The sequence below is a fragment of the Arenimonas sp. genome (assembly GCF_035721105.1).
In the GTDB taxonomy this organism is placed as follows: Bacteria; Pseudomonadota; Gammaproteobacteria; order Xanthomonadales; family Xanthomonadaceae; genus Arenimonas.
Window position 1 is genome coordinate 98,694 of sequence record NZ_DASTNG010000017.1, and the last position, 13,600, is coordinate 112,293.

General features: G+C 71.1%; 17 protein-coding genes and 1 pseudogene. 10 read left to right on the plus strand and 8 right to left on the minus strand.

Annotated features, from left to right (window positions below; all coding sequences use genetic code 11):
• Nucleotides 1–31: 31 nt before the first annotated feature.
• From VFQ84_RS02005 to VFQ84_RS02020, 4 genes are read left to right on the plus strand one after another with little or no spacing between them, the layout of a single operon-like run.
• Nucleotides 32–847, plus strand: coding sequence for an NAD-dependent epimerase/dehydratase family protein (locus tag VFQ84_RS02005; protein WP_325128683.1), 816 nt, complete (start codon nt 32–34; stop codon nt 845–847).
• A gap of 37 nt (nt 848–884) precedes the next feature.
• Nucleotides 885–1,091: a dodecin family protein gene (locus tag VFQ84_RS02010; protein WP_325128685.1), complete on the plus strand. Its 207-nt coding sequence runs from the start codon at nt 885–887 to the stop codon at nt 1,089–1,091.
• A gap of 58 nt (nt 1,092–1,149) precedes the next feature.
• Complete coding sequence (gene pdxH, locus VFQ84_RS02015; protein WP_325128687.1) at nt 1,150–1,743, plus strand: pyridoxamine 5'-phosphate oxidase; 594 nt, start codon at nt 1,150–1,152, stop codon at nt 1,741–1,743.
• Complete coding sequence (locus VFQ84_RS02020; RefSeq protein ID WP_325128689.1) at nt 1,740–2,534, plus strand: cobalamin-binding protein; 795 nt, start codon at nt 1,740–1,742, stop codon at nt 2,532–2,534. Before pdxH ends, VFQ84_RS02020 begins: the two co-directional genes overlap by 4 nt.
• A 194-nt stretch (nt 2,535–2,728) precedes the next feature.
• Here the strand turns inward: VFQ84_RS02020 and VFQ84_RS02025 are convergent, their stop codons facing one another.
• The 6 genes from VFQ84_RS02025 to VFQ84_RS02050 all read right to left on the minus strand — a co-directional run bounded on the left by VFQ84_RS02025 (nt 2,729) and on the right by VFQ84_RS02050 (nt 7,001).
• Nucleotides 2,729–3,772 (minus strand): phosphotransferase family protein, encoded by a 1,044-nt coding sequence (locus VFQ84_RS02025; RefSeq protein WP_325128691.1) that lies wholly within the window; start codon nt 3,770–3,772, stop codon nt 2,729–2,731.
• Nucleotides 3,769–4,269: a metal-dependent hydrolase gene (locus VFQ84_RS02030; RefSeq protein ID WP_325128693.1), complete on the minus strand. Its 501-nt coding sequence runs from the start codon at nt 4,267–4,269 to the stop codon at nt 3,769–3,771. The genes VFQ84_RS02025 and VFQ84_RS02030 overlap by 4 nt, the downstream gene beginning before the upstream one ends.
• Nucleotides 4,270–4,271: 2 nt before the next feature.
• The gene (locus VFQ84_RS02035; protein ID WP_325128695.1) at nt 4,272–4,955 is read right to left on the minus strand and encodes a histidine phosphatase family protein; all 684 of its coding nucleotides are present in this window, start codon (nt 4,953–4,955) and stop codon (nt 4,272–4,274) included.
• Nucleotides 4,952–5,389: a DUF4426 domain-containing protein gene (locus tag VFQ84_RS02040; RefSeq protein ID WP_325128697.1), complete on the minus strand. Its 438-nt coding sequence runs from the start codon at nt 5,387–5,389 to the stop codon at nt 4,952–4,954. The genes VFQ84_RS02035 and VFQ84_RS02040 overlap by 4 nt, the downstream gene beginning before the upstream one ends.
• A gap of 96 nt (nt 5,390–5,485) precedes the next feature.
• Entirely contained in the window at nt 5,486–6,301 is an 816-nt protein-coding gene (proC, locus tag VFQ84_RS02045) for a pyrroline-5-carboxylate reductase (RefSeq protein WP_325128699.1), read from the minus strand.
• A gap of 25 nt (nt 6,302–6,326) precedes the next feature.
• The gene (locus tag VFQ84_RS02050) at nt 6,327–7,001 is read right to left on the minus strand and encodes a YggS family pyridoxal phosphate-dependent enzyme (RefSeq protein ID WP_414636986.1); all 675 of its coding nucleotides are present in this window, start codon (nt 6,999–7,001) and stop codon (nt 6,327–6,329) included.
• A gap of 98 nt (nt 7,002–7,099) precedes the next feature.
• On the opposite strand from VFQ84_RS02050, the gene VFQ84_RS02055 reads away from it, so the two are divergent.
• The 5 genes from VFQ84_RS02055 to VFQ84_RS02075 all read left to right on the plus strand — a co-directional run bounded on the left by VFQ84_RS02055 (nt 7,100) and on the right by VFQ84_RS02075 (nt 11,412).
• A complete protein-coding gene (locus tag VFQ84_RS02055) occupies nt 7,100–8,137 on the plus strand; it encodes a type IV pilus twitching motility protein PilT (RefSeq protein ID WP_325128703.1) in 1,038 nt (345 codons plus the stop codon).
• 84 nt (nt 8,138–8,221) lie between these two features.
• Nucleotides 8,222–9,352 carry a PilT/PilU family type 4a pilus ATPase gene (locus VFQ84_RS02060; RefSeq protein WP_325128705.1) on the plus strand — a complete coding sequence of 377 codons (1,131 nt, stop codon included), beginning with the start codon at nt 8,222–8,224 and terminating at the stop codon, nt 9,350–9,352.
• 85 nt (nt 9,353–9,437) lie between these two features.
• Entirely contained in the window at nt 9,438–10,001 is a 564-nt protein-coding gene (locus tag VFQ84_RS02065) for a YqgE/AlgH family protein (protein WP_325128707.1), read from the plus strand.
• A complete protein-coding gene (gene ruvX / locus VFQ84_RS02070) occupies nt 9,998–10,465 on the plus strand; it encodes a Holliday junction resolvase RuvX (protein WP_325128709.1) in 468 nt (155 codons plus the stop codon). The genes VFQ84_RS02065 and ruvX overlap by 4 nt, the downstream gene beginning before the upstream one ends.
• Nucleotides 10,462–11,412: an aspartate carbamoyltransferase catalytic subunit gene (locus VFQ84_RS02075; RefSeq protein ID WP_325128711.1), complete on the plus strand. Its 951-nt coding sequence runs from the start codon at nt 10,462–10,464 to the stop codon at nt 11,410–11,412. The genes ruvX and VFQ84_RS02075 overlap by 4 nt, the downstream gene beginning before the upstream one ends.
• A 36-nt stretch (nt 11,413–11,448) precedes the next feature.
• On the opposite strand, the gene VFQ84_RS02080 is transcribed toward VFQ84_RS02075, so the two are convergent.
• Together VFQ84_RS02080 and gshB are read right to left on the minus strand one after the other, a co-directional pair.
• Nucleotides 11,449–12,309, minus strand: coding sequence for an energy transducer TonB (locus tag VFQ84_RS02080; protein WP_325128713.1), 861 nt, complete (start codon nt 12,307–12,309; stop codon nt 11,449–11,451).
• 1 nt (nt 12,310) lies between these two features.
• Nucleotides 12,311–13,267 carry a glutathione synthase gene (gshB, locus tag VFQ84_RS02085; RefSeq protein ID WP_325128715.1) on the minus strand — a complete coding sequence of 319 codons (957 nt, stop codon included), beginning with the start codon at nt 13,265–13,267 and terminating at the stop codon, nt 12,311–12,313.
• Between the two features lie 185 nt (nt 13,268–13,452).
• Between gshB and VFQ84_RS02090 the strand changes: the two are divergent.
• Nucleotides 13,453–13,600 (plus strand): annotated as a pseudogene (locus VFQ84_RS02090) (response regulator); the annotation flags it as partial.

A 13,600-nucleotide genomic window follows, 5' to 3' on the forward strand; every position in this document is an offset into this window, starting at 1 on the left:
CCGCGTTCCACCCTGCGCCGCGGGTGCCGCGATGAGCGCCGGACCGGTGGTGGTCGCCGGCGCGGGTGACGTCGGGCTGCGCCTGGCGCGGCGCCGGATCGCGCGCGGCGACGAGGTGGTCGCGCTGCGCCGCGGCGTCGGCGAGGCGCTGCCCGGGCTTCGCTGGCAGCGCGCCGACCTGGCCACCGGCGACGGCCTGGCGGCCCTGCCGCACGGCGTGGCGGCGCTGGTGTTTTGCGCCGCGCCCGACGTCCGCGACGAGGCCGCCTATCGCGCCCTGTACCTCGACGGCCTGCGCCGGGCGATCGACGCCTGCCGCCCTGCGCGCGTCGTGTTCGTGTCCTCCACCGCCGTCTACGCCGAGGACGCCGGCGAGTGGGTCGACGAGGACACGCCGGCGCGGCCACCGGCCTTCAACGGTCGCGTGCTGCTGGAGGCCGAGCAGTCGCTGGCCGGGCATCCGGGCGCGACCACGCTGCGCTGCTCGGGCATCTACGGCCCCGGCCGCGGCGCCCTGCTGCGCAAGGCCCGCGGCGACCAGCCCGGCGCGCGCCGCTGGACCAACCGCATCCATGCCGACGACGCCGCCGCGGCGCTGTCGCACCTGCTCGACCTGGCCGCGCCGCCGCGCCTGCTGCTGGGCAATGACGACCTGCCGGCCCTGGAGCAGGACGTGCTGGCCTGGTTGCGCGCCCGCGACGGCCTGCCGCCGCTGGCCGCCGGGGCGGCGGGGCCCGCCACCGGCCGCCGCGTGGCCAACGGCCGCCTGCGCGCCACCGGCTGGACCCCGGCCTTCCCCGACTACCGCGCCGGCTACGCCAGCCTCCCCGGCGGGGCGGGCGTATAGTCGACCGGCCCGCCACCGGGCAGGAATGGAGAGCGTCATGGCTACCGTCACCAAGGTGATCGAAGTGTCCTCCTCGTCCAAGAAAGGCATCGAGGATGCCGTGCAGGCCGGCCTGAAGAAGGTCGGCAAGAGCGTCAAGAACATCCAGGGCGCCTGGGTCAACGACATCAAGGTCGTCTGCGGCGCCGACGGCGCGGTGAGCGAATGGCGCGTGAACATGCGCGTCAGCTTCATCGTCAGCTGACCGGCGGATGCAGGCGGGGTGCCTTCGGAGCGACAATGTCGCAAACGAGGATCCCCGCATGACCGACCTGTACGCCGAAGCCCTGGACACCTTCGCCACCCTGCTGGCGGAGGCCACCGCCGGGGGTGACCCGGAACCGACCGCGATGACGGTCGCCACCTGCGACGCGCAGGGGCGGCCTTCCGCGCGCACGGTGCTGCTCAAGGCCTTCGATGCCCGCGGCTTCGTGTTCTACACCAACTACGACAGCCGCAAGGGCCAGCAGCTGGCGGCCAACCCGCAGGCCGCGCTGCTGTTCCTGTGGAAGCAGCTGCGCGAGCAGGTGCAGGTGAAGGTCGAAGGCACGGTCGAGCCGGTGGACCTGGCCGAGGCCGACGCCTACTTCGCCTCGCGGCCGCGCGCCAGCCAGATCGGCGCCTGGGCCTCGCTGCAGTCGCAGGTGCTCGATTCGCGCGAGCTGTTCGAGGCGCGCATCGACGCCTTCGAGAAGAAGTTCGCCGGCGGCGAGGTGCCGCGGCCGCCGCACTGGTCCGGGTTCCGGGTCGTGCCCGAGCGCATCGAGTTCTGGTACGGCGCCAAGTACCGCCTGCACGAGCGCCAAAGCTACGCGCGCGTCGACGGCCATTGGACCCGGCGGCTGCTGTTCCCGTGAGCCACGGCCCGCGCCGCATCGTCTGCCTGACCGAAGAGCCCACCGAAGTCCTGTACGCGCTGGGCGAGCAGGACCGCATCGTCGGGATTTCCGGCTTCACGGTGCGGCCGGCGAAGGCGCGCAAGGAAAAGCCCAAGGTCAGCGCCTTCACGTCGGCCAAGATCGACGAGATCCTGGCGCTGCGGCCCGACTTCGTGGTCGGCTTCTCCGACATCCAGGCCGACATCGCCGCCGAGCTGGTGCGGCGCGGCGTCGAGGTGTGGATCAGCAACCACCGCAGCGTCGACGGCATCATCGATTACGTGCGCCGCCTGGGCGCGCTGGTGGGCGCCGCCGGCCCGGCGAATGACTACTCCGATGCACTGCGTCGTGGCCTCGACGTGATCGCCGCCGAAGCCGCGACCCTGCCGCGCCGCCCGAAGGTCTACTTCGAAGAGTGGGACGAGCCGCGCATCAGCGGCATCCAGTGGGTGGCCGAACTGGTGCGCATCGCCGGCGGCGACGACATCTTCCCCGAACTGGCGGCGCAGTCGCTGGCCAGGCACCGCATCCTGGCCAACGACGACGAGATCATCGCCCGCGCCCCCGACATCGTGTTCGGCTCCTGGTGCGGCAAGAAATTCCAGCCCGCGAAGGTGGCCTCACGCCTGGGCTGGGACACCGTGCCCGCCGTCCGCACCGGCGACCTGCACGAAATCAAATCCCCCCTCATCCTCCAACCCGGCCCCGCCGCCCTCACCGACGGCGTGCGCGCCATGGCGGCCGTGATTCGCGGGTGGGCGGGATTTTAAAATTTGAACGCGGATCAAAGCGGAAACTTCGGATAAAAGCGGAATTTTTAATTTGGCGCGCCGATTTCGCGACGGTGGGCGTCGAGGCCAATGACTCCAGTCTCGGCGCGCACTAAACCCATTTCGCTTTATCCGCTCTTATCCGAAGTTTCCGCTTTGATCCGCGTTCAAATTTTAAAAACCCCCACCCCCCGTCAGCCCAAGACGTCCACGCCAAGCTGCGCCAGCAGGGCGGTCATGCGCCCCGCCTGGACCGCCTGGTCGCTGGAGGCGTTGCCCTGTTGGGCGCGTTTGGCGACCCCCTGGGCGATGGCCGCCAGGCGGAAGAAGCTGAAGGCGAGGACGAAGGGCCAGTCGGCCGGGATCGGGCGGCCGGTGAGGCCGGAATAGCGCGCCAGCAGCGCCGCCTCGTCCGGGATGCCCAGCGCCGTGCGGTCCAGGCCGGCCAGGCCGGGCAGGGCCGGGTTGCGCGGCAGGCGCAGGGCCATGCAGAAGTAACCCAGGTCGGCGAGCGGGTGGCCCAGCGTGGACAACTCCCAGTCGACGATGGCGATCACCTTCGGCTGCACCGGATCGAACATCAGGTTGTCGATGCGGAAGTCGCCGTGCACCAGGGCCACGCTGCCGTCGTCGGCCGGGCAGCGGGCGGGCAGGGCGGCGATCAGGGCGTCCATCGCCGGGATAGGCCCGGTCTCGCTGGCGCGGTACTGCTCGGTCCAGCGGTGCAGCTGGCGGGCGAAGTAGTTGCCGGGCTTGCCGAAGTCGGCCAGGCCCACCGCCGCCGGGTCGATCGTGTGCAGCGCGGCCATCGCGTCGATGATGCCGGCGTAGAGCGCGCCGCGCCCGGCGGGCGCCAGGTCCGGCAGCGACGGGTCCCAGAAGATGCGGCCGTCGACGAAGTCCATCAGGTAGAACATCGCGCCGATCACCGACGCGTCGGTGCACAGGTGCAGCGGCCGCGCCACCGGCGCCGGGCCGCCGTGCAGGGCCTGCAGCACGCGGAACTCGCGGTCCACCGCGTGCGCCGACGGCAGCAGCACGCCGGGCGGCTTGCGGCGCAACACGTACGTGCCGCTGGCGGCGTCGATGCGGTAGGTCGGGTTGGACTGCCCGCCCTTGAACTTGGTGGCCGTGAGCGGTCCGCGGAACCCGGGCAGCTGCGCCTGCAGGTAGTCGGCGAGCGCGGCTTCGGGCAGGGCCAGCGCGTCGGTGGCGGCCGGGGGTGGGGTGTCGGTCATCGGCGGGGGTCGCTTTTCGGACGGGCGAGGAGGGCGCGCACGGCAAGCACCGCGCCGCCCAGCAGCGCCGTGGCCAGGCAGGCCAGGTGCAGGTGCTCGAGCGACAGCGCGCCGAGCCAGGCGTTGCCGTCGCGAAGTGGCCAGAGCGGCGCCATGTCGGCGTGCATCAGCGCATCGAGTGCGATGTGTGAAAAAGTGCCGGCGTAGGCCGCGAGGAACGAGGCGCGCCAGGTGAACGGTGCATGCGCGATGCGCAGCCAGCGCAGCACGCGTTCGCTGACGGGGCGGCCGATGGCGCCGGCGAGCGTGCCGATCAGCAGTGCGCCGGCCAGGTTGTGGGTGGTGCCGTGCAGGCTGGGCCAGCCGTTGACGATGCCCAGCAGCGGCTCGATGTCCATCAACACCTGCGCGCCGCCGAACACCATGAAGCTGAAATGCCGGCCTCCGATCGCCTTGAAGACCAGGCCCGGCCCGAGGTGGAGGGGCGTGAACGGCATGCTCAGTAGTAGGTCCAGAGCTCGCGCGCGCCGTGCAGGTGCGGCAGCGCGTTCCAGCTGCCCAGGCGCAGGCGGCCGGCGTGCGGGTGGAATTCGCTCAGGGCGCTGTTGCGCAGCGCCAGGTTGAGTTCGACCGCGCGGTGGTCGGGCACGTCCAGCGCGATCTGCGCCAGCCGCGAGATCACCCCGCCGGAGCTGAGCACCAGCGCCTCGCCATCGCCGGCCAGCGCCTCGAGCCGCTCGCCGGCCGAATGCACGCGCGCGCCGAAGGCGGCCCAGCTTTCCGGCAGGCCGGGCAGTTCGTCCCGGGCCCAGGCCAGCAGCGCTGCCTGCAGCATGGCGCCGACGTCGCGCGGCAGGCCGCTGCGGCTGGCGATCGCGACCGGGTGGGTCGCGTTCTCGCGCAGCCAGGTGCTGAACACCGCCTCGTGGTCGAACTCGGCGAAACCCGGGTCGGCGACCGGTTCGGGCAGCGCCAGCCCCTGCGCGGCGAAGGCCTCGATCACGCCGTCGGCGGTCTGGCGGTGCCGGCGCATGCCGCCGACCACCACGGCTTGGAAGCGATGGCCGCCGCGCGCCAGCCACTCGCCCAGGCGGCGCGCCTGCAGGTGGCCGCGTTCGGACAGGTTGTCGTAGTCGGCGGCGCCGTAGCTCGCCTGGCCGTGGCGTACCAGCAGCAGGCTCACTGGCCGAAGAACTCCTGGCGGAACACGGTGCGGATCGGCTTGTCGGCGCCTTCCGGCGTCACCGACAGGTCGAAGGTGAGCGTCTCGTGGCCCGAGGTGCGCGCTTCGCCCAGGTAGTAGATGGCCTCACCCTCGCGGACCTCGCGCATGCGCAGGTCGACCCGCTGGCCGTTGAGGTTGGTGGCCGACACCGTCACCGTCGCGGGGACGGCGCGGTCGGCCCCGGGCTCGCCCTGGCGCACGGCGATGTTCACCAGCGCCCGGTTGGCGGAGCGGGTGATGCCGTTCGCGCGCGCCACTTCCGGCGTGAGCGTGGTCGAGGGCAGGGCGTTGAAGTGGACGGTGATGTCGCCGGCACGCAGGGAGTTCTCGGCCAGCGCCGGCACGGCGGCCAGCAGCGCAAACAGGGCGATCACGGCAGTCATCGGGCGCATGGCCAGTCCTCCTGGGGGTGGGCGCCCATCATCGCGCCCGCCCTCTCCTCCGTCCATCTCCGGACGGCCCGGCCGCCACCCGCGTCGAAACCTGGCTCAACCGGCGGCGAGCTGGCGACCGCGGTGGGTGGCGGCGGAGATGGCCCGGGCGACGAGATCGCGGAACCCGTTGGCCTCGAAGGATTCGATCGCGGCCTGGGTGGTGCCGCCGGGCGAGGTGACGCGCTGGCGCAGCACGGCGGCCGGTTCGCCGGATTCGCTGAGCATGCGCGCCGCGCCCAACAGGGTCTGCAGCACCAGGGTGCGGGCGGTGTCGGGCGCGAGGCCCTGCGCCTCGCCGGCGGCCTGCATCGCCTCGGCGAGCAGGAACACGTAGGCCGGGCCGCTGCCGGAGACGGCGGTCACGGCGTCCATCAGCGCCTCGTCGTCGATCCAGGCGGTGAGTCCGGCGGCCTGCATCAGCGCGTTCGCTTCTTCACGCTGGCCCGCGCCGACCGTGGCGTTGGCGAACAGACCGGTCGCGCCGGCGCCCAGCAGCGCCGGGGTGTTGGGCATGGCGCGGACCACGGCCTGGCCGCCGCCCAGCCACTGGTCGATCCTTGCGGTGGGGATGCCCGCGGCGATCGACACCACCAGCGGGCGATGGATCTGCGCCAGGGTGGCCAGGCCTTCACAGACCTCGCGCATCACCTGCGGCTTGACCGCCAGCACCCAGGTGGCGGCGCCGTCGGCGGCTTCGGGGCCGGTGTCGCGGACCCGCACGCCGAAGTCGGCGGCCAGCGCCTCGCGCAGGGCCGCGACCGGCTCGGCCACGCGCAGGGTCTCGGGCGCGCGGCCCTGGGCCAGCAGGCCGCCGATGAGGCTGCGGGCCATGTTGCCGCCGCCGATGAATGCGATCGCGTGGTTGTTCATTGGGAAGATCCGTCGGGTAAGGGGTTCACGGGGCGCGCGGGCCGAACAGGGCAGTGCCGATCCGGACCAGCGTGGCGCCCTCGGCGATGGCCAGCGCGAAGTCGTCGCTCATGCCCATCGACAGGGTGTCGACGCCGGCGTGGCGGGCGGCGACCGCGTCCTGCAGCTGCCGGAGCCGGTGGAAGCTGGCGCGGCGGTGCGCCGGGTCGGGATGCGGCTCCGGGATGGCCATCAGGCCGCGCAGGCGCAGGCGCGGCGCGGCGGCCACGGCGTCCGCCAGGGCCATCACCTCGTCCGGGCGGCAGCCGGACTTGCCGGCCTCGCCGTCCACGTTCACCTGCAGCAGCACGTTCAGCGGTGGGCGGTCGGCGGGGCGGGCCTGGTCCAGGGCCGCCACCAGCTTCATGCGGTCGACCGACTGCACCCAGTCGAACCACTCGGCCGCCTCCCGGCACTTGTTCGACTGCAGGTGGCCGATCAGGTGCCATTCCAGCCCCAGGTCGTGCAGCTCGCGGGCCTTGGCGACGCCTTCCTGGACGTAGTTCTCGCCGAAGGCGCGCTGGCCGGCCGCGGCGAGCGCGCGCACCGCCGGGGCGGGCCGGGTCTTGGACACGGCCAGTAGCTGCACCTGCCGTGGCCGGCCTGCCAGCAAGGCCGCGTTTTCAATGGTTTGCAGGACGTCGTGAAGAGTCGGGTGCAGCGCTGCCATGGGGGGTATTCACCTTCGTGGATAGGGCTATACTGCCCCGGGGACGCGCGGTCGCCTATCCGTTTGATGCGCTGAGGGGACACAAGAAAATGGACATCGCCGAACTGTTGGCATTCTCGGTCAAGAACAAGGCCTCCGACCTCCATCTGTCGGCCGGGTTGCCGCCCATGATCCGCGTCGACGGTGACGTCCGCCGAATCAACATCCCGGCCCTGGACCACAAGCAGGTCCACGCGCTGGTGTACGACATCATGTCGGACAAGCAGCGCCGCGACTACGAGGACTTCCTCGAGGTCGACTTCTCCTTCGAAATCCCGGGCCTGGCGCGCTTCCGCGTCAACGCCTTCAACCAGAACCGCGGCGCCGGCGCCGTGTTCCGGACCATTCCCAGCCAGATCCTCACGCTCGAGGAGCTGGCCGCGCCCAAGATCTTCGGTGAACTGGTGCAGCAGCCCCAGGGCCTGGTGCTGGTGACCGGTCCGACCGGTTCGGGCAAGTCCACCACCCTGGCGGCCATGGTCGACAGCGTGAACAAGAACGAATTCGGCCACATCCTCACCGTCGAGGATCCGATCGAGTTCGTGCACACCTCGCAGAAGTGCCTGGTCAACCAGCGCGAAGTGCACCGCGACACCCATGGCTTCAACGAGGCCCTGCGCTCGGCGCTGCGCGAAGACCCCGACTACATCCTGGTCGGCGAGATGCGCGACCTGGAAACCATCCGCCTGGCGCTGACCGCCGCGGAGACCGGCCACCTGGTGTTCGCGACCCTGCACACCTCGTCGGCGGCCAAGACCATCGACCGCATCATCGACGTGTTCCCGGCCGGCGAAAAGCCGATGGTCCGCTCCATGCTTTCCGAGTCGCTGCGCGCGGTCATTTCGCAGTCGCTGCTCAAGAAGGTCGGTGGCGGCCGCGTCGCGGCGCACGAGATCATGATCGCCACCCCCGCCATCCGTAACCTGATCCGCGAGGACAAGGTGGCGCAGATGTACTCGGCGATCCAGACCGGCCAGCAGTACGGCATGCAGACCCTCGACCAGTGCCTCCAGGACATGGTCAAGCGCGGCCTGGTGACCAAGCTGCAGGCCAAGGAATACGCCAAGGAAAAGAAGCTTTTCGACTGACGCCGCTGCCGGTCGGGGGGCTGGCAGGACGCCACATGAGCACCGCCACCGGGCCAAGGCCACGGTGGCAGAACAGGAGCACGCATGAGCAGCATCGACTTCACCTCCTTCCTGAAGCTGATGGCGCACAAGAAGGCCTCGGACCTGTTCATCACGGCCGGCGTGCCGCCGTCGATGAAGGTCAACGGCAAGCTGTCGCCCATCACCCAGAATCCGCTGACCCCGCAGCAGTCGCGCGACCTGGTGCTCAACGTCATGAACCCCTCGCAGCGCGAGGAGTTCGAAAAGACCCACGAGTGCAACTTCGCCATCGGCGTGTCCGGCGTCGGCCGCTTCCGCGTGTCCTGCTTCTACCAGCGCAACCAGGTCGGCATGGTGCTCCGTCGCATCGAGACCCGCATCCCGACCGTCGAAGAGCTGAGCCTGCCGGCCGTCATCAAGACGCTGGCGATGACCAAGCGCGGCATCATCCTGTTCGTCGGCGCCACCGGCACCGGCAAGTCGACCTCGCTGGCGGCCATGATCGGCTACCGCAACATGAACTCCTCGGGCCACATCATCACCATCGAGGACCCGATCGAGTTCGTGCACAAGCACGAGGGCTGCATCATCACCCAGCGTGAAGTCGGCATCGACACCGACAGCTGGGACGCGGCGCTCAAGAACACCCTGCGCCAGGCGCCCGACGTGATCATGATCGGCGAGGTGCGCACCCGCGAGGGCATGGACCACGCCATCGCCTTCGCCGAAACCGGCCACCTGGTGCTGTGCACGCTGCACGCCAACAACGCCAACCAGGCGATGGACCGCATCATCAACTTCTTCCCGGAAGACCGCCGCAGCCAGCTGCTGATGGACCTTTCGATGAACCTCAAGGGCGTGGTCGCGCAGCAGCTGATCCCGACCCCGGACGGCAAGTCGCGCCGCGTGGCGATGGAGATCCTGCTCGGCACGCCGCTGGTGCAGGACTACATCCGCGACGGCGAGATCCACAAGATCAAGGACGTCATGAAGGAGTCGACCAACCTGGGCATGAAGACCTTCGACCAGGCGCTGTTCGAGCTCTACCAGGCCGGCGAGATCAGCTACGAGGACGCCCTGCGCTTCGCCGACTCGGCCAACGAGGTCCGCCTCAAGATCAAGCTCGCCCAGGGCGGCGACGCCCGCACCCTGTCCCAGGGCCTGGACGGCGTCGAGCTCTCCGAAGCCAAGTAACCCGCCCGGAAAAGGGGTCAGAGTAAATATTTGTTTCAAACAAATATTTACTCTGACCCCTTTTTGCGCGCGGTAGAATGGCGGCATGCATGGCATCCCGTCCCTGGCCGATCACTTCCTGGTAGCGATGCCGGCGCTGGACGATCCGAATTTCCAGCGGTCCGTGACCCTGGTCTGCCAGCACGACGCCGACGGCGCCATGGGCATCGTCATCAACCGGCTGGCCGACTACACGGTCGGCGAACTGCTCGACCAGCTCAAGCTGCCGACCGGGGACCGCGCGCTCGCGGACCGCGCCATCGTCGCCGGCGGTCCCGTGTTCCCCGACCGCGGCTTCGTCCTGCACGGCGACGACAGCGAATGGGCGTCGACCCTGCACGTGGCCCCGGGCCTGTCGGTCACCACCTCGCGCGACATCCTCGAGGCCCTGGCCCGCGGCGGCGGTCCGCGCCAGGTGCTGGTGGCGCTGGGTTACGCCGGCTGGGAGGCCGGCCAGCTCGAGGCCGAGCTGGCCCAGAACAGCTGGCTGACCGTGCCGGCCGACCAGGCCATCGTGTTCGAGACCCCGCTGGGCGAGCGCTGGCACGCCGCCGCCCGCCGGCTGGGCGTCGACCTGTCCACCCTGGCCGACTACTCGGGCCACGCATGACCGGCCCCGTCACCCTGCTTGGCTTCGACGTCGGCGCCAGGCGCATCGGCGTGGCCGTCGGCAACACCGTGTCGCTCAGCGCCCGCGAGGTGGGCGTGCTCGACGTGCACGCCGGCGGCCCGGACTGGCCCCGGCTCGACCGCTGGATGCGCGACTGGCGCCCGGACGCGCTGGTGGTCGGCGACCCGATCCCGGCCGACGGTGGCGACCAGCCCGCCCGCCAGCGCGCCCGCGGCTTTGCCCGCGAGCTCGCGCGCCGCTACGCGCTGCCGGTGCAGCAGGTGGACGAAGGCCGCAGCTCGATCGAGGCCGCGCAGCGCTTCGCCGCCGGCCGCGCCGCCGGCGCCCGCAAGCGCTCGCAGGCCGACCAGCTCGACGCCGTCGCCGCCGTGGTGATCCTCGAACGCTGGCTGGCCGACCCGACCACCCGCACGCCCCTCGAACCCGGTGACGCCACCCCATGAGCCACGCCCTGCAGACCACGCCCGACGGCCGCTTCCACCACCTGCTGACCCTCGACGGCCTTCCGGCCGCCCGGCTCGACGACCTGCTCGAGCGCGCCGGCCAGATGCTGCCGCACGCCCACGCCGGCACCGCCCTGCGCGGCCGGCACGCCGGGCGCACGCTGTGCACGCTGTTCTTCGAAGCCAGCACCCGCACCCGCAGCAGCTTCCAGCTGGCGGCGACCCGCCTGGGCATGGACGTGCTGAACTTCGACGTCGCCACCTCGTCGACCAAGAAGGGCGAGAGTCCGCTCGACACCCTCAAGACGATCGAAGCGATGGGCGTCGACGTCTTCGTGATCCGCCACGCCAGCGATGGCGCGGTGGCCGAGCTGGCCGCCGGCGCCAACCCCGGCACCCACGTGATCAACGCCGGCGACGGCCGCGCCTCGCACCCGACCCAGGGCCTGCTGGACATGCTGACGCTGCGCCAGGCCAAGGGCCATGACCTGTCCGCGCTGAAGGTGCTGGTGGCCGGCGACCTGCTGCATTCGCGCGTGGCCCGCTCCGACCTGCACGCGCTGCGCGCGCTGGGCTGCGGCGAGATCCGCGTCTGCGGTCCGGCCAACCTGCTGCCCGATGCGCACACTCTGCGCGGCTGCCGCGTGGTCGAACGTTTCGACGATGCGGTCGCCGGCGTCGACGTCGCGATCATGCTGCGCCTGCAGCGCGAGCGGATGGAGCAGGGCCTGGTGGCCTCGCTCGAGGACTACTTCCGCGACTACGGCCTGGACCCGCGGCGGCTGGCGCTGGCCGCGCCCGACGCCATCGTGATGCACCCGGGCCCGATGAACCGCGGCATCGAGATCGACGGCGCGGTGGCCGATGGCCCGCAGTCGCGGGTGCTGGCCCAGGTGGCCAACGGCCTGCCGGTGCGCATGGCCGTGATCGACGCGCTGCTGAGCTGAGGCCCCGCGCGTCGCCCCGACGCGCGGCCGGGCGGGCTACTCGCTGGCGACGCTGCCGTTGCGGAACTGCCAGGTGCGGGTGATGTGCAGCACGTCGATGTTCTCGTCGGTGCGCGGCAGCGGCGGGAAGGGTTCGGACAGGCGCACGATGCGCATCGCGGCCTGGTCCAGCACGCCCAGCCCGGAGCTGCGGTTGAGCAGGATTTCCTCGATGCTGCCGTCGCGGCGCACCGCCACCGTCATCACCAGCCGGCCGCCCAGGCCGCGGCGGCGGGCCTCGTCGGGGTAGTTGAGGTTGCCGACGCGCTCGACCTTCACCACCCAGGCGCGCAGGTAGCTGGCGTACTCGTATTCCTGGGTGCTGGCCGAGACGAACTTGCGCTTGGGTCGCTTGGCGCGCAGCTCCTGCTTGCGCTCGATCTCCGCCGCCAGGCGGGCCATCTCCAGGCTTTGCTCGATCAGCTCGCGGCCGGGGGCCAGCGCGCTGGGCTCGGTCTCGCGCTGGTCCTTGGGGACGGGCAGGGCGAAGTCGCTGTCGGCCGTCGTGGTGAGCACGCGCGGGGTCGGCTCGGGCTCGGGCGGCGGGGCCTGGGCGACCAGGGTTTCCGGGGCCAGGCCGGGCTCGGGCTTGGGCACCGGCGCCAGCTGCTCCTCGCGCGGGCGCTCGGCCACGTCGCTGTCGCCGCCGCCCTGGTTGTTGGCCTGGGCGATGAAGTCGGCGTCCTCGGGGGCGGCGTCGCTGCGGGTCTCGGTCAGGATCACGTCCAGGGTCGGGGTGATCGGGGCCGCGGCGTCTCGGGCGAAGCCCACGCCCAGGACCAGCACCCCGAACACGACCAGGCTCAGCGCCAGGGTGGCGCTGAGCCGCTCGGCCGGGCCGATGACGGGCGCCGCCATCTCAGCCGCGGCCGGCCCGGCGGGCCTCGATGGCGTCGAACAGCTGGCCGGCGATGTTGAGCCCGAACTGGGCGTCGAGCTCGCGCACGCAGGTCGGACTGGTGACGTTGACCTCGGTGAGGTAGTCGCCGATCACGTCCAGGCCTACGAACAGCATGCCCCGGCGCTTGAGCTCGGGGCCGACCTGGGCGGCGATCCAGCGGTCGCGGTCCGACAGCGGACGGCCCTCGCCGCGGCCGCCGGCGGCCAGGTTGCCGCGGAACTCGTCGCCCTGGGGGATGCGGGCCAGGCAGTAGGGCACCGGCTCGCCGTCGACCAGCAGGATGCGCTTGTCGCCGTCCTTGATCTCCGGCAGGTAGCGCTGGGCCAGGGCCAGGTTGCGGCCGTTGTCGGTCAGGGTTTCCAGGATCACGTTCAGGTTGGTGTCGCCGGTGCGGACCCGGAAGATCGAGCGGCCGCCCATGCCGTCCAGCGGCTTGAGCACGGCGTCCCCGTGCTCGGCCACGAAGGCCCGCAGCTCGGCCGCGTCCCGGGAGACCCGGGTCGGGGGGCAGCACTGCGGGAAGAGCAGGGCGCCCAGCTTCTCGTTCAGGTCCCGCAGGCCCCGGGGGTCGTTGACCACCAGCACCCCCTCGGCCTGGGCCAGGCCCAGGATGTGGGTGTCATATAAGTAGTTGGCGTCGAACGGGGGGTCGGTCCGGACCAGCACCACGTCCATGGCCGCCAGCGGGCGGCGCTCGACCGGGCCCAGGGTGACCCAGTCGGCCGGGTCGTCCCGGACCTCGGCCGCCGCCATCCGGGCCATGGCCCGCTCGCCGTCCAGCGACAGGCCGCCGGGCGCGACGTAATGCAGCCGGTGCCCGCGACGCCGGGCCTCGAGCATCATCGCAAAGCTTGTATCCTTGCCGATCTTGATACTGCCGATCGGATCCATCACCACGGCCACGTCCAGTGCCATCGGCGCTGCATCTCCATCCTCGCGGAGCCTTAGACTATCAGGGCATCCCGGGGAGGGTGAGGTCGGTCACACCGGAACCGTGCCGTGCTTGACACATTCCGCCTCGGCTGGGATATAAGCTAATAATGTGCGGAACCCGCTAGGGGCCGCGCACTGCCAGGGAAAGCATCGCAATGGGGAGTGAGATGGAAGACAACCACCTGGCCGGCTTGCGGGTCATGGTCATCGACGATTCCAAGACCATCCGGCGCACCGCCGAGACCCTTCTCAAGAAGGAGGGCTGCGACGTGGTGACGGCGACGGACGGCTTCGAGGCCCTGGCCAAGATCGCCG

Excerpts from the sequence above, each read along its gene's own strand:
- ruvX (WP_325128709.1), top strand. The coding sequence starts at position 9,998 with ATGACCGGCCCCGTCACCCTGCTTGGCTTCGACGTCGGCGCCAGGCGC.
- proC (WP_325128699.1), bottom strand. The coding sequence starts at position 6,301 with ATGAACAACCACGCGATCGCATTCATCGGCGGCGGCAACATGGCCCGC.
- VFQ84_RS02030 (WP_325128693.1), bottom strand. The coding sequence starts at position 4,269 with ATGCCGTTCACGCCCCTCCACCTCGGGCCGGGCCTGGTCTTCAAGGCG.
- gshB (WP_325128715.1), bottom strand. The coding sequence starts at position 13,267 with ATGGCACTGGACGTGGCCGTGGTGATGGATCCGATCGGCAGTATCAAG.
- VFQ84_RS02065 (WP_325128707.1), top strand. The coding sequence starts at position 9,438 with ATGCATGGCATCCCGTCCCTGGCCGATCACTTCCTGGTAGCGATGCCG.
- VFQ84_RS02010 (WP_325128685.1), top strand. The coding sequence starts at position 885 with ATGGCTACCGTCACCAAGGTGATCGAAGTGTCCTCCTCGTCCAAGAAA.
- VFQ84_RS02040 (WP_325128697.1), bottom strand. The coding sequence starts at position 5,389 with ATGCGCCCGATGACTGCCGTGATCGCCCTGTTTGCGCTGCTGGCCGCC.
- VFQ84_RS02080 (WP_325128713.1), bottom strand. The coding sequence starts at position 12,309 with ATGGCGGCGCCCGTCATCGGCCCGGCCGAGCGGCTCAGCGCCACCCTG.
- VFQ84_RS02075 (WP_325128711.1), top strand. The coding sequence starts at position 10,462 with ATGAGCCACGCCCTGCAGACCACGCCCGACGGCCGCTTCCACCACCTG.
- VFQ84_RS02055 (WP_325128703.1), top strand. The coding sequence starts at position 7,100 with ATGGACATCGCCGAACTGTTGGCATTCTCGGTCAAGAACAAGGCCTCC.
- VFQ84_RS02005 (WP_325128683.1), top strand. The coding sequence starts at position 32 with ATGAGCGCCGGACCGGTGGTGGTCGCCGGCGCGGGTGACGTCGGGCTG.
- VFQ84_RS02025 (WP_325128691.1), bottom strand. The coding sequence starts at position 3,772 with ATGACCGACACCCCACCCCCGGCCGCCACCGACGCGCTGGCCCTGCCC.
- VFQ84_RS02060 (WP_325128705.1), top strand. The coding sequence starts at position 8,222 with ATGAGCAGCATCGACTTCACCTCCTTCCTGAAGCTGATGGCGCACAAG.
- pdxH (WP_325128687.1), top strand. The coding sequence starts at position 1,150 with ATGACCGACCTGTACGCCGAAGCCCTGGACACCTTCGCCACCCTGCTG.